This window comes from Phycisphaerae bacterium (assembly GCA_041652575.1).
Lineage (GTDB): Bacteria > Planctomycetota > Phycisphaerae > Sedimentisphaerales > UBA12454 > UBA12454.
Genome location: JBAZHC010000001.1, coordinates 1 through 14,455 on the forward strand (window position 1 = coordinate 1; position 14,455 = coordinate 14,455).

Sequence of the window (14,455 nt, forward strand, 5' to 3'; positions counted from 1 at the left end):
TATGATGATTACCAGCAGATATTCGATGCTGCTTCGATGGCATGGAACAAAATCTCATCAAATCAATTCCAAACAATCTGCAATGCCACGTGGTTAAAGCACGAAAATTAAATGGAAAGCGTATTAGCTAAAAATTATATTTGTATTATAATATCTTCGTGAAGCTTCTTTTCTTTGTGGTGGCAGTAGGGTAATCATGGAATTCGATGCATTATCAAAAAAAGTAATTGGTTGTGCTCTTGAGGTGCATAAAAAATTGGGACCTGGATTACTCGAATCTGCTTATGAAAAATGTTTATCCTATGAACTTTTATGTGCCAATATAAAACACAATATCCAACAAGAATTGCCTATACAATACAAAAAAGTAAAACTGGATTGTGCATATCGGATTGATATGGTTGTTGAAAACGAAATTATTGTTGAACTTAAAAGTGTTGATAAGATTCTGCCAATTCACGAGGCACAACTGCTTACTTATATGAAGCTTTCAGGCATTAAAATCGGACTTCTTATGAATTTTAATGCTTGTCGATTAAAAGATGGTTTAAAAAGATTTGTCCTATAATGTCGCTCACCACGAAGAAAAAATTATAAAATACTGCCGAACTTAATGTAGGCAATAATTATCTGGTTTGTTAAAGTGTTATAATATCATTGTTTTTTTAAAAATATCAAATATAATCCTTCGTGGTTCTTCCATTCTTCGTGGTGCAATTTTTTTTTATTTTTCTCTTGCAATCCGCCTTGGGATTTGCTATAATACGCTGAGTTAATTGGGGCAGAGAGAAGTTATTGCTTACAGGGACAGAAGAAACTCACTTGGATCATTGCAGTTAGATTGTTTGTTCTTTGTGTCTTAGTGCCTTTGTGGCACAGCAGTAGCTTTTTGACAATTTCATCTTTTAATTAATCACGAACTTTTAATCGCTGATTCCGCAGAAACTAAAAGGAGTTGGATTCCCTCTCCCTCGGGGATAAATTTTGCAGGAATAGCATTGTCAGTGTGAGTCAGTGTTTTAGTCCGTGTCGATCAGTGTAGTGCAGTAGCTCTTTCAAAAAAAAATTCATCACGTATATTAGCCACAGAGTGCACAGAGACCACAGAGATATTATATAAAAATTTATCTTCGCGTTCTTCGTCCCTTCGTGGTGAATCGTCTCGGCTTTAAAACGCGTAAATCGTTTAATGTAAATTGTGCCAATGTAATGTATGGCAAAAAGTATTTTTATTTAACCCCCATTTTTTAGGAGACCGAACAATGTTGAAGAAAATGTTAGTTTTATTGGCAATTCTGGCTTTGGCGAATCTGGCATCTGCTGCGATATCACTGCAGACAAGCGCAAGCGGCACAGACTTTTCAGACCCAGGCGCCGCTATTGACCTTATGCCGAGCGATACTATCTGGATTGGTATCTATCAGGACATTCAACTGAATGCCAACACTATGATTTTTATAACAGCTCCTGCCCCTGGTAGCTGGACAGGTCAAAGTGTAGTTTTTACTCCTCCGGCTTTGTCAGGCGTACCAGGCTGGACGTATTACGGTGTTATTGAAGGTATGGATGCTTGGAATGGTGATTTCGGACTGCCAGGCACTGAACAGGGCGGACCGGGCTTATTTGGCGCTGTACAGTTCCATTGTGATGCACCAGGCGATGTATTTATTACTCTAACAGACGAAAACCTCAATCAAATGGACACTCTTGTTATCCACCAGATACCAGAGCCGGCGACAATGGTTCTGTTGGGCTTAGGCGGTCTTTTCTTCAGGAAGAAAAAATAGAACCGACTATAATTTCAAAATCGAAAAAGGCAGGTTTTAAACCTGCCTTTTTTTTGTTTTGTAAATTTAATGGTATTATGTAAAATAAAGCCATTATTTGGAGCTGAAGACAATGGGACATAAAGTTTTTTATCTGGTTTTTTGTTTAATGGTTTTAGGCGGCTGCGGCGAAGAACAGAAAAAACCTGCGGCGAAAAAGGTGAATGAAACGGCTGCGGCTTTTCTCGCCGGTACCTGGCAGGGCGATATGGAAGATTGGCTAATTGTTATAGATGCCAACGGCCATGTAACAAGGGCAAGGGTGCCCATCGGCAGAGTAGAAATGACGCCTGATAAAATTACGAAAGTCCCAATGAAACAAGGCGGTCAGGGCGTTTATAAGCCGGGACAATGGTTTGTCCAATATGACCCCAACACTAAGGAGATGATGGTAGAAATTAATATAAAGCATTTTAAGGCACGGATGGGCAAAAATACGGTTGAAGGCAGAAGCAGGGATGTTTTTGTCGGGCCTGTCGAGCCGAATGGAATGTTGTGGACGGCAGACTGGGTCTCGGAACCGCATTATCTTGCAAGTACGGATAAGCAAAAAAAAATAGCTTTAGCCGTAGATCCGAACGAATATTATAAAGGGCAGGTAATATTTAAAAAAGTAAGGAAATAGGGCGTTATCGCCATTTGGCGTTCCAATTTTGAAAATAAAGCCGGGAATGCTCTTGACAAAAAGCAGGAGCTTTGGGTAAAATAGGGCGTGAAAATTGGTTATTCCCCGATGGTATTGTAGCTTTGAGGGATTAATGTCTTAAATAAGCGAAAGTCGAGGAATTGCCGGCCATTTTTTAGGAGGAAGAGAAATGAAGAAGAGATTATTCATAACAATTCTGGTTCTCTGTGTTGCCCCGCTTTGTAAGGCACCGATAGATTGGTCAATTTTTTATAACAGCAATGAAGACCTAATCACAATTTCCGTTGTGGACCCTCTCCAGGAGGATATTTATCTTGCTTTGGCGGTTGACGATGGCGGCATCTTAAGCGACTTTGCTGCCGGAACAAACGCTCCGTCTGAGTCGCAATTTTATGATACGTTAGCAAATGACGGATGGTCAGTACTGGGTCAGGGAGAAATATGGGTTATGGCAGAGGCTGTTATACCATACACATACTACGATGGCGATTGGCTGACGGCCGCTTTTAGTTTTGCTCCCGGCAAAAATTTTGCGACACTTTCCCTTTATCGTATATATTCTTCTGAGAATCCTGGCCCGGTCCTGCTGGATTCACTTGCTATTCCTGAACCAATTACTGTGTCTTTGTTGGCATTTGGCGGCCTGTTTCTTTACCGCCGCAAATAGTAAAATTATCTGAAACACAGAAAAACCGGCTTAAGACCGATTTTTTTAATAATCATAATACCTGACATTTTCAGAGTCAGTATCGGGATAATCAATTTTGATTGTCTTGGTTAATGGTTTGTATATCCAGCCGAAAGAACCTGTAGCTGAAGCGGAAAGTGTGGCGGTAGAGGCTATTACTTTTATGGTGTTTTTGCCATTAAATGGATTTTTGGGTATTGCCAATAAATAAGGTCCCAGATTATTACTTGCACTGCATAATTGTTGCGTAAAAGTAGTCGAAAGCGGAGTTTTTGACATATCTCCATTTAGGAACCCCGGAGGGGTACCGCCGTGCTGAGCGGCGTAGCGTTCGATGGCATCTCTGAGAATCTTCAGGTTTTGTTTGGCGGCGGTTTCCTTGGCCTTTTGGCTCTGGTCTGCCAGCAGGGGAATTGCAATTGCCGCCAAAATCCCGACAATAGCTACCACTATCAGGATTTCGACAAGAGTAAACGCACCTACAGCGTGTCTGTGTTTAAAGTCCATACAGGCTTTATCGGCACAAAAAAGGCAGCAGTTTATAGCTATAAAGGCACAACGCAAAGTTTTTTAAAGATATTATTTTTACTTAGTGTCTTGGTGTCTTTGTGGCTATCTCCAGCGGCCTGTCCAGAGCCAGTTTTCGGCAAAGACAGCGAAATCAGCAAAATCTGCCTCATTAAGCCAGTTTTCCGTAAAAGCGAACAAATCTTCGAAATCAACTATGCCGTCATTATTAAAATCGGAGGTATTTGTAACACATTCATCGGCGCCGATATCGATTCTTGTATTGAAAGTTCTTTCTTCGTTATCAAAATCAAATTCGCCGCTTGCGGTATTGGAATCTCCTGCGTTTACACAGGGCGATTGAGGCGGAATATGATAATTCTCGATACCTGCGAAAAGAGGGTTTTGGCTGATATTGCCATTGATGCCGGTCAAATCGGAAATTTGACCGCCATAGCTGCCGCTTTCATTATTCCACACATCATTGAATTTAATAACAACAAGACTGCCGTAACAATATATACCGTATCCTCTGTTTGAAGTAATAATATTATTTGCTATCAGGCCGGTTACGGTAGCATCGCATTGTATGCCCCCGCCATAATATTTTTTTAAATTATCTGATATCGTATTGTTTAGAATCAGTACATTTGCCGGACCTTTACAAAGAATTCCTCGTCCGGTATTTTGGCAGATAATATTATTTCTTATTGTCGGCTCGCTCGACCAATATAGGCTTATGCCCCCGGCATACCAATCCTCGTTTTCCGTTATGATGTTCCATTCAATCAATGGGGCCGAATAGTAATAGATATAAATCCCTCCTCCGCCTCCGGTGCATATATTATGCTGAATAGTATTCCTGATGATTTGGGGCGAAGATGTGTATGTAATGTGAATCCCGGCTCCGAGCACGGATTTATTATTGTAAACACGATTGTTTTCAGTTGTTCCGTTCGACCATTGACGCAGGTGTATTCCGCCCCCGTATGAATCTGCGTGATTATATTGAATTATGTTATTTGTAATTATCGGATTGCAATATTGAAAACCGACAATGGCGCCGCCGTCGCCGTGGTCGTAAACATTCGGGTCGCTCGGATTCGGGTCGGCAAAACCGTGGTCGATGATTGCGTTATTATCTGAAATTGTGTTATCGGTAATTATTGCGTTACTGTGGTCGTAGCAGTAGATACCGCCGCCCTGCCCGGCGAAATTTTTTGTTATGATATTTTTTCTAATGGTCGGACTCGAATGGTTTGAGCACAGTACCGCGCCGCCGCATCGGTTCCAAAGATTGCCTTTAAATTCCCAATATACCTGAAGCCAGGAACCCGTCCCTCCGGTAAGCGTGAAACCTTCGATGATCGATGCGGATGTTTCACCGCTTTTGAATGTTACCGCAGAGGCGGTATTTATATTGGCAGGGCGGTTGCCGTCAATAATTGTAGTTGCGACAATACCAGGATTATTAGGGTCTGTCGAACGGACGGTAATAGCTCTGCCGAGAAAGTTAATATTTTCAAAATATCTGCCGGGTGCGACGATTATGGTGTCGCCATTTATAGACGAGCTAATTGCCTCTTGGATAGACGGATAATCCGCGCTGGGAACATAGAGTACACCCGCACCGCATGCATCTGCAAAAAACAGCAGAAAACAAATCAAAAAAATCCTCACATCTTCTCCTTGATAGCTATATATCTGAATAATAGCAAAAAAAACGCAAAATAGCAAATGGTTACTGGTAAGTGCTTATTGACAAGTTAGTTATGATAAAAATAAACAACGAGGAATATATGTTTTTATGGGGTAGTTCAGGAGGATTTTTCAAAAATATGTCTTTTCAGTATTAAAAAGGGCAAAATTTTATCTTTTGTCCGATAAAGCCTAAAGTTTTCAGGTTCTTAAGGCCGAAAAATTAGATATAGGACTAAATTTAACGAGCGCTTAAAGTACCGTTTTTAATGTTAAAAACGCATTTTTAAGTGAATAAAGGATTATTCTATGAGAACCATAGCTGTGATTAACCAGAAGGGCGGATGCGGAAAGACTACAGTTTCTATAAATCTTGCAAGCGCCCTTGCTGCCGAAGGCAAAAAAACTTTGCTGATTGACATAGACTCGCAGGGTCATTGCGCTGTAGGTCTTGCCGTGCCGGAAGAACAGATTGAGCAGAGTATTTACGATTGTTTAATTGGCTCAAGACGCGGCGAACCTGTAAGGCTTACTGAAATTCTGTGGGAGATAAGCGACAACTTTGAGCTTGCGCCATCGAGTATCGACCTTGCGGCATTTGAACAGCAGGTCAGCGGTACTCCTGACCGTGAAAACTGTTTAAAAGATGTACTCGCAGCCGTTGCAAAGGATTACGACTATGCGGTCGTGGATTGTCCTCCGGCGGTCGGGCTTTTGACATTCAACGCGCTTCGCGCGGCAACGGATGTTATCGTGCCGGTGGAGACGGGATATTTTTCACTGCACGGCCTGAGTAAGCAGCTTGACACCTTAAGCATTTTGTGCAAACAGGGTTCACAGCATATAAATGTGATGGTTCTCGCCAGTATGTACGATATCCGCACGAAAATGGGCAGAGAAATTCTGGCCGAACTGCGAAAGAACTTCGCAGGCAGAATGTTCAAAACAGTTGTTAATTTCAATACCCGGCTCAAAGAGGCGGCAAGTCTTGGTCAGCCGATTTGCGAATACGACCCTGCCAGCAGAGGGCATAAAGATTTTCAATGCCTTGCTCAGGAACTTATAGCGACCGATACGCTGATTGAACAAAAACAGGTTGCAACTGCAATTAGCAAACAGGAATCGGCCCCGGCGGCAATCCAGCCTGCCAAGGATAAAGTAAAAGAGAGAAAGGAGATTATCGAGACTCTGGACAATAGTCTTGAATCGATAAGCTCATCGGCACAGGAGCTTCTTGCCGGCCTTAAAGGCAGTCAGCTTAAGGCAAAGAGTAAACAATCGAATATAGACAGCAAGCTGAATGATTTTTATGGCGTTCGGCAATTAGAAGGTTCTGTAAGATTTGTTACGCTTTATCCGCGGGCGAAAACTGTGCAGATTGCCGGCGATTTTAACAATTGGCAGCCGCAAAAAACCGCGCTGGTACCTGCAAAAGACGGTAAATGGGAACTGGCTTTTGAACTCGCTCCAGGCAAGTATCGTTATCGTATGGTTGTTGACGGCCAGTGGCAGCAGGACCCGTATAATGAAAAAGTCGAGGCAAATCCTTATGGAGAATATAACTCAATACTCGAAGTAAAATAATACCAAATAGTTATAAAAAATCCCGTAACCGGATAATTCCAGGTACGGGATTTTTATTGCACAAAAACAAACCGACCTTTCGCTTTAGGGGCGGAAGGTCGGTGCGACTGCAGCCTGATTACAGTCTTATTTTTCCTGCTGTAAGTCCTTAGGACTATTCAGCTTTGTCTATATCAGAGACCAGATAGTTATCGTCTGCACTCCGTGGATACCACTCATTGTTAGTTTGTATTGGCATTGGGTTAACAGCAGTGGTGCCGGCCATAGTGGTTCCAATTCCGCACTGTCTCAGGTTCTCTTCAGTGGTTGGATTTATATAACCTGCAGTAGTGGTACTTCCCCAGATAGTGTAAATATTATCCGATTCGACGCCGCAGTTGGCACTCTTTTCAAATTTTGCGTGCTGGTCGGCATAGAGAACATTCTGACCATCTTTTTGATGGTAGGTGTTATTGCCGGCTGCGATTGAATCCGGTTTCAGCTTATTGCCCACGCTATCCCAAACATACAGACGTGCAGGGGAAGCAGTGGCAGAATCTGGAGTTTGCCAGTAAGGATTTCTGTCGGCCATGATTGCCCTGGCTGGGTTCGAAGTAGTTGTTATAGGATATGCAATACCGGAACCGGTGCCGGTGGAGGCTATTGGCATAGGAAGCTGATAGGAATAGCTGTTATGTCCTTTAGCTCTGGAACCGGTTGTTTTTTGCGTGTCCCTTGAACCAAAATCCCATACATCTGTGAAGCTATTGGTTGCATAAGCGGTGGGGATTGAATATTTGGAAAGTTCGAACTTTTTCTGGTCCGAACCCGGGCAAACATACTGGTCTGGGGAAACATCAGCATATTTTACAAGCAGGTAAAGATTGGCACTCAAAGTGGTAAATTTAATAGTAATTGTTTCTGGGAATGCATTCGGGTTTCTCCAGTCCCATGAATTTATGCCTTCAATTCCGCCGGTGCCTCTGTTCCAGTAAGCGCCTGGGCTTCCGGCGACTGGGAATGATTCATACTTATCATCGGTGCTGTAGGTAAGCATAGCCTTTCCGACGCCTGCCAGGTTTGTGCCGCACATAATACGTTGAGCAAGCTGTCTGACCTTACCCAAAGCAGGCATAAGGATGGCCAACAACATTGCTATGATGGCGATAACCACCAGTAACTCAACCAGTGTAAAGCCTTTCTTTTTCATTTTTTGCCTTTCCATAATGGTTTTCCTTTCAAATTTCCGGCCGAGAGATTTACATCAAGTGCTGTCTTCGGCAACATTTTTAATTCTATAAGAGCAAACTAATCTGCACTATTCGGTCTTTGGTCGGTTTCTTGGCAAATCTCTCTGTCAGTAAACAAATTTAGGCCAAAAAGCAGCACTTTTTATGTTTTTTTCAAAAAACAGCGAAAAACCGCTAAATCATCAGGGTGCGCATCTTAAATTACATCGAAAAAAATGAAAACCAACTTTAAAACTTATAATTAAAGGTGCCAAAAAGAGGGGCTGGTAAGATATGATAGCTTTTAAAATATAATCAACTTATTCAATTATTATTATGGCCCAGCTTTTGGCTCTTATCTAATACGAGTATAAAATAACATAGTATCAAGACCGTGTCAACAAAAAAATTGAACTAAGTAAAAAGGAAAGGATAAGTAAACAAAAACGAAGAGGAAAAAGAGCTAAGAAGATGCCATATGTCTTATTCGCCCAAAGTGCCGATTTGAGCTGTTTTCGAAGGGTCGTTATCGGACTCATTTGGGCCCAGAATGCAGGAGATATGGTTTATGTCCTTGACATTACTATTTATGGTACTTAAATTTAGCGAAATAGTTTGTTGTTATGAAAGGCGTTAAATGGCAGTTACGAGGTTTGCACCATCTCCGACGGGTTATCTTCACATTGGCGGGGCGCGTATAGCCCTTTTTGACCTTATATGGGCGAAAAATACTGGTGGAAAATTTATTCTCCGAATTGAGGATACCGACCAGAGCAGAAACAGCCCCACAGCGGCAAAACAGGTAATGAGCGATTTGCGGTGGCTGGGGATACAATGGGACCAGGGCCCCGAAGTTGGCGGGCCGGCCGAGCCGTATTTCCAGTCGCAAAGACTCGACATTTATAATAAATATATACAGCAGCTTTTAACTGTGGGTAAGGCGTATTACTGTTTCGATACCGCCGGTGAACTCGAACAAATGCGAAAAGAAGCCGCCGAGAAAAAACAGAACTTTATTTACTCCCGTCCGATAACATTTCCTGATACCGCCGAAGTTGAACAGGCAAAAGCACAGGGCAGGGATGTAGTAGTCCGCTTCTGTATGCCGGACGAGGAAGTCGTTGTCGAGGATGTGGTTCGCGGACAGGTGAAATTTAACGGTAAAGAACTCAGCGATTTTATAATCCTCAAAAGCGATGGATTTCCTACATATCATTTTGCCTGCGTTGTCGATGATGAGTTGATGGGCGTTACTCACGTTATCAGGGGTCAGGAACATCTGATGAATACGCCCGGTCATATAGCGCTGCAAAAGGCGCTCGGATTTAAAACGCCTGCTTACGCGCATCTGGCAATCACAGTCAGCGAAGGCGGCGGCAAAATGTCAAAACGCGACAGGGCCAAGGTTCTCAAAGCCGTGATAAAAAAGACGGAACCCCTGGACAAAGAAAAACTCGCTTCCGTCGGCGGGATAAGCAAAGCTGAACTCGATGATTTCCTGTCCGGCGACAATATGCCCGATACCCCTGCAATTGACGCGATGGCAGAATTCCTAAATGTGGAACTGCCGGAAATTAATATTGTCGATTTCTTCAAAAGCGGTTATCTGCCGCAGACGCTCGTTAATTTTATAGCTCTTTTGGGTTATAGTGCGCCTGTCGAAAAGGAAATTCTTACATTACAGGAAATTATAGACACCTTTGACCCGTCGAGGTTTAATAAGACAAATAGTCTCTTCGACCGCAAGAAGCTTCTCGCGTTTAATATGGAACATATAAAACTGCTTTCTGTGGAAGAACTTCTCAGCAGGTATAAGGATTTTCTCAGGGCGGTAAATTCGCCGGCCGCAAATGCCGATGATGCTCTGCTTAAAAGAGCGCTGAAGGCCGCACATGGAGCAAGAACACTTGCCGAAATCGACCATAAGAGCAGGTTTTTGTTTACCGAAGACGACAAAATAGAATATGACCAAAAAGACGTGGAAAAAGTTCTGCTTAAAAACAATGGCGAAGGCATCGCTATGCTTGCGGAACTGAAAGGCAGGCTTAAAGCTCTTGATAAGATAACCCAGGAGTCGGTTGAAAATCTGCTTCGGGGTCTTGCCGAGCAGAAACAAATCGGCCTGGGCAGGGTGGCTCAGCCCCTGCGGGTCGCGATTTGCGGCACAACTATTTCATTGCCGATATTCGAATCTATCGATATGCTTGGTCTGGATAAAACATTAAATAGAATTGATAATACTATAAATAAGTTTAAATAAAACATAAACTTTTTAGAATATGGCATTAAGAGTATCAATATGACAGATGAGTTAATCCCCACAACAAAAATAGCTGTTTTTAGGAAGAAAGAAATCAGAAAAACCATTCATAATAACGAGTGGTGGTTTGTCATTATGGATGTCATCACCGCTCTGACGGATTCAGCCCAGCCAAATGGGTATATTAAAGATATGCGCAGAAGAGATATTGAGCTTGCCAAAGGGTGGGGGCAGATTGCCACCCCCCTTTCCGTGCAAACAGCCGGGGGCATACAAAAATTAAATTGTGCCAATACTGAAGGCATTTTTCGTATAATTCAGTCAATTCCATCGCCTAAGGCGGAGCCTTTTAAGCTTTGGCTGGCTAAAGTTGGCTATGAACGAATACAGGAAATCGAAGACCCTGAAATTGCGACTAAACGCACAAGGGCTTTATATAAAGCCAAAGGATACAGTGACGACTGGATTGAAAAACGGATGCGAGGTATTGCTATCCGCGAAGAACTTACCGATGAATGGAAAAATCATGGTGTCAAAGTTGAGAAAGAATACGAAATTTTAACAGCTGAAATATCCAAAGCAGCCTTTGGCCTTACTCCCGGCCAATACAAAAAACTTAAAGGATTAAAACGAGAAAACTTGCGTGACCATATGACTGATTTGGAACTTATTTTTTCAATGCTTGGAGAGGCTTCAACAACACAGATTACAAGGGTTGAAGCTCCCGATGGTTTTGATGAAAATAAAAGCGTCGCGCGGCGAGGAGGAAATGTTGCTGGTATAGCGAGAAAAAAACTCGAGCAGGAAACCCGTCGCAAGGTGATTAGCAAGGGAAATTATCTCCAAAAACCACAAAATAAGAGATTTAAGGATAACAAATAATAAACTTAATCTTTGAATAGATATATGAAGGTGTTGGATGGTTATATTCGTTACTTTATTTATACAAACAGTATATAAAAAAAGAAACATTTAAGGCGGAAGGGTTAATTTTAAAGGATTTTTAAATGAGTTTGCTTGTAACAGGTTCGATAGGAATTGATACCGTAATAACGCCGCAGGGCAAAAGTGAAAATTGTATCGGCGGTTCAGCCGTCTATTTCGCGATGGCGGCCAGTTTCTTCTCGCCGGTACGTTTTGTCGGCGTTGTCGGAGCGGATTGTCCGTTCGATTTGGCCAAGGTTTTTTCCGGCAGGGATGTCGACCTTTCCGGCCTCGAAGTCCGCAGCGGCAGCAAAACGTTCAGATGGAAAGGTTCGTATCAGGGCGATATGAGCCAGGCGATAACCGATGCGATGGAACTGAATGTCCTGTCCGAACGCCAGCCGATTGTGCCGGAAAATTTCAGGGACAGCGAATACGTTTTTCTCGCCAATACTCATCCGTCATTGCAGATACAGCTTCTCGACCAGTTAAAACAGCCTAAATTTATTGTCGCAGATACCATGAACTGCTGGATAGACAGCCAGGCGGAAGAGTTAAAAAAATTACTGCAGAGAATAAACGTCCTCGTACTAAACGAAGGCGAAGCAAAGATGCTTACCAAATGCGATAATCTCGCTGTCGCCGCGCAGGAGCTGATAAAGATGGGCCCCAAAGCTGTGATAATCAAGAAAGGCTCCAACGGCTCAATTGCACTGGACAGCGACGGCCACTGGTCTGTGATAGGAGCGTATCCGACTATCCATCTTAAGGACCCGACAGGCGCAGGCGATGCCTTTGCGGGAGCACTGATGGGATATCTTGCCTCGGCCGACAGAACAGACGCCAAATCTCTCCGCAAGGCGATAGCTTATGGTACGGTTACGGCATCGATTGTAATCGAAGGTTTTTCATTGTCGTCAATCGCGTCAATCAGCAAAAGCGCGATTGATAAAAGACTTAACGAATTAAAAGAAATTATGGAATTTTAAAAGGACTAAAGATTGTAGATAGATGTTTTTGTTTTAGGTATAGGTAATGGTAACGTCTCGTGTTTTGGTTTGGGTGTGGGTAACGTTACCAAAACCGACACCAGCTAACGCGACGTTACCGATACCGATAACTATACCGATATTAGTCAATTCTTCAATCTTAAACGTTCAATTTTATGAGATGTTTCATTGCGATAGATATTGATGATAGACTTCGCGGGGAGATTGAAAAACTCCAGAGCCAGTTCAGGAAACGGCTGAAAAATCAGGCCGGGATAAAATGGGTCAGACCGGAACTTATCCACCTTACACTGAAATTTTTAGGCGAGGTTGAAGACGGCAGAGCCGAAGAAATCGGCCAGGCGATTGAACTGGTTTGTGCGGCACATAAAAGTTTCGAGCTTGAATTTTCCACGGTCGGCACTTTCGGCAGACCAGCAAAAGTACTCTGGCTGGGCGGGAAAAAACAGAATACCGAGCTTGAAAAACTTGTGCAGGATATCGAAGAGACTTTCGAGGAACTTGATTTTGAAAAAGAGCAAAGGCCTTTTAGTCCGCATCTTACACTTGCCAGAATAAGGGACGACCGTTCCGGTAAACAGACAGCCGAGCTTGCCGACAATTTCGGCCCGGTCAATGCAGGTACTATAAAAGTTGATGCGGTATGCTTTTATAAAAGTCAGTTGACATCTGACGGTCCTGTATATACGCTGTTGAGGAAAATTAACTTTATGTAAAAAAATTGTCATTTCGACCGAAGGGAAGGGAAAAATATGGCTAAAGCTGCTAAATCGAAGAAGGCGGAAGAAAAAAATGAGAAACAATCGACAAAAGACAGCGCTCTTGAAAGGGCGATTGCACAGATAGAAAAGCAGTACGGCAGCGGCTCGATTATGCAGATGGACGAGAGCCGGTATGCCAGGATTGAAGGCATTCAAACCGGTTCCATTTCGCTTGATATAGCTCTGGGCGGATGTGGAATACCTCGCGGCAGGGTAGTCGAGTTTTTCGGCCCTGAATCCAGCGGAAAGACCACACTTGCTCTGCACGTTATCGCCAACGCTCAAAAAGCCGGTGGAGTTGCGGCTTTTATTGATGCAGAACATGCCCTCGATACCACCTGGGCCAAAAGACTTGGCGTGGACGTCAGCGGTCTTCTGGTCAGCCAGCCCGATACTGGCGAACAGGCTCTGGATATTGCAGAGATGCTGATAAAGTCCAATGCAGTTGACGTTATTGTAATTGACTCTGTCGCGGCTCTCATTCCAGCCGCCGAACTGGCAGGTGAAATGGGACAATCGCACATGGGACTCCAGGCAAGACTGATGAGTCAGGCGATGAGAAAACTCACCGGCGTTATAAGCAAGAGCAAGACAAGCCTGATTTTTATTAACCAGATAAGAATGAAAATCGGCGTTATGTTCGGCAATCCTGAAACGACGACCGGCGGCAACGCATTGAAATTTTACAGCTCTGTCAGATTGGACATCAGAAGAATTTCAACCATTAAGGACGCGACTAATGCGATTGGCAGTCGAGTCAGGGCCAGAGTCGTTAAAAATAAAATTGCCCCGCCTTTCCGGGAAGCGGAATTCGATATTATGTTCGACAGCGGCATAAGTTATGAAGGCGACATTATAGACCTGGGCTGCAATTGCGGCGTTCTTACGAAAAGCGGTGCCTGGATACTCTACGGTGAGCTGAAATTAGGCCAGGGCAGAGAAAATGCCAAGAAACTTCTTATCGAAGACAAAAAACTTACTAAGGAAATCACCGACAAGATTCTGACGGCAGTCGGAGTGAAAGAAAAATCAGAATAATTGAGGAATTAAAAAATGGACGGCAATACGATTAAGAGTGTTGAAATGCCTAAAAGTAACACAGAATGTTATACTATTCAGCCGGATCAACCGTTTAAGTGTTCTCCAAAAAGACACGATGCATTTTATAAAGCAGGACAGATTGCATTGCCGTGTCTCTTGATTGTTTTGTATATAGCACTTTTTGCTTTCATGTTGATTATGATGTATCGCTTTGTTCGTGCTGTCGAAAGAATTGCAAAAAAGTTTGAAAACGGCATAACCATTAATAAAAATAACTCAAATTTAGATGATAAGGTCTGAAA

General features: G+C 43.0%; 14 protein-coding genes. 11 read left to right on the forward strand and 3 right to left on the reverse strand.

The window, feature by feature from the left end; translation table 11 throughout:
• The first annotated feature begins 196 nt into the window (after positions 1 to 196).
• The 4 genes from WC496_00005 to WC496_00020 all read left to right on the forward strand — a co-directional run bounded on the left by WC496_00005 (position 197) and on the right by WC496_00020 (position 3,139).
• Positions 197 to 568, forward strand: coding sequence for a GxxExxY protein (locus WC496_00005; protein MFA5291396.1), 372 nt, complete (start codon positions 197 to 199; stop codon positions 566 to 568).
• Positions 569 to 1,262: 694 nt separating this feature from the next.
• A complete protein-coding gene (locus WC496_00010) occupies positions 1,263 to 1,787 on the forward strand; it encodes a PEP-CTERM sorting domain-containing protein (GenBank protein ID MFA5291397.1) in 525 nt (174 codons plus the stop codon).
• Positions 1,788 to 1,899: 112 nt separating this feature from the next.
• Complete coding sequence (locus tag WC496_00015; protein ID MFA5291398.1) at positions 1,900 to 2,451, forward strand: hypothetical protein; 552 nt, start codon at positions 1,900 to 1,902, stop codon at positions 2,449 to 2,451.
• A 190-nt stretch (positions 2,452 to 2,641) separates the two neighbouring features.
• The gene (locus WC496_00020) at positions 2,642 to 3,139 is read left to right on the forward strand and encodes a hypothetical protein (protein ID MFA5291399.1); all 498 of its coding nucleotides are present in this window, start codon (positions 2,642 to 2,644) and stop codon (positions 3,137 to 3,139) included.
• 45 nt (positions 3,140 to 3,184) lie between these two features.
• Here the strand turns inward: WC496_00020 and WC496_00025 are convergent, their stop codons facing one another.
• The gene (locus WC496_00025; GenBank protein ID MFA5291400.1) at positions 3,185 to 3,667 is read right to left on the reverse strand and encodes a type II secretion system protein; all 483 of its coding nucleotides are present in this window, start codon (positions 3,665 to 3,667) and stop codon (positions 3,185 to 3,187) included.
• 105 nt (positions 3,668 to 3,772) lie between these two features.
• On the reverse strand, positions 3,773 to 5,347 hold the full coding sequence (locus WC496_00030; GenBank protein MFA5291401.1) for a right-handed parallel beta-helix repeat-containing protein: 1,575 nt from the start codon (positions 5,345 to 5,347) through the stop codon (positions 3,773 to 3,775).
• 327 nt (positions 5,348 to 5,674) lie between these two features.
• Here WC496_00030 and WC496_00035 point away from each other — a divergent pair, with 327 nt between their 5' ends.
• A complete protein-coding gene (locus tag WC496_00035) occupies positions 5,675 to 6,949 on the forward strand; it encodes an AAA family ATPase (GenBank protein ID MFA5291402.1) in 1,275 nt (424 codons plus the stop codon).
• Between the two features lie 154 nt (positions 6,950 to 7,103).
• Here WC496_00035 and WC496_00040 read toward each other — a convergent pair whose 3' ends face one another.
• Positions 7,104 to 8,153, reverse strand: a complete 1,050-nt coding sequence (locus tag WC496_00040; GenBank protein ID MFA5291403.1) for a type II secretion system protein — start codon at positions 8,151 to 8,153, stop codon at positions 7,104 to 7,106.
• A gap of 641 nt (positions 8,154 to 8,794) precedes the next feature.
• Between WC496_00040 and gltX the strand changes: the two genes are divergently transcribed.
• From gltX to WC496_00070, 6 genes are all read left to right on the forward strand, one after another.
• Positions 8,795 to 10,417, forward strand: a complete 1,623-nt coding sequence (gltX, locus tag WC496_00045) for a glutamate--tRNA ligase (GenBank protein MFA5291404.1) — start codon at positions 8,795 to 8,797, stop codon at positions 10,415 to 10,417.
• 39 nt (positions 10,418 to 10,456) lie between these two features.
• On the forward strand, positions 10,457 to 11,299 hold the full coding sequence (locus WC496_00050) for a Bro-N domain-containing protein (GenBank protein ID MFA5291405.1): 843 nt from the start codon (positions 10,457 to 10,459) through the stop codon (positions 11,297 to 11,299).
• Positions 11,300 to 11,424: 125 nt separating this feature from the next.
• The gene (locus WC496_00055) at positions 11,425 to 12,330 is read left to right on the forward strand and encodes a PfkB family carbohydrate kinase (GenBank protein MFA5291406.1); all 906 of its coding nucleotides are present in this window, start codon (positions 11,425 to 11,427) and stop codon (positions 12,328 to 12,330) included.
• Between the two features lie 176 nt (positions 12,331 to 12,506).
• Complete coding sequence (thpR, locus tag WC496_00060; GenBank protein ID MFA5291407.1) at positions 12,507 to 13,067, forward strand: RNA 2',3'-cyclic phosphodiesterase; 561 nt, start codon at positions 12,507 to 12,509, stop codon at positions 13,065 to 13,067.
• Positions 13,068 to 13,103: 36 nt separating this feature from the next.
• Positions 13,104 to 14,150: a recombinase RecA gene (gene recA / locus WC496_00065; protein ID MFA5291408.1), complete on the forward strand. Its 1,047-nt coding sequence runs from the start codon at positions 13,104 to 13,106 to the stop codon at positions 14,148 to 14,150.
• Positions 14,151 to 14,165: 15 nt separating this feature from the next.
• Positions 14,166 to 14,453, forward strand: a complete 288-nt coding sequence (locus WC496_00070) for a hypothetical protein (GenBank protein ID MFA5291409.1) — start codon at positions 14,166 to 14,168, stop codon at positions 14,451 to 14,453.
• Positions 14,454 to 14,455 lie beyond the last annotated feature (2 nt).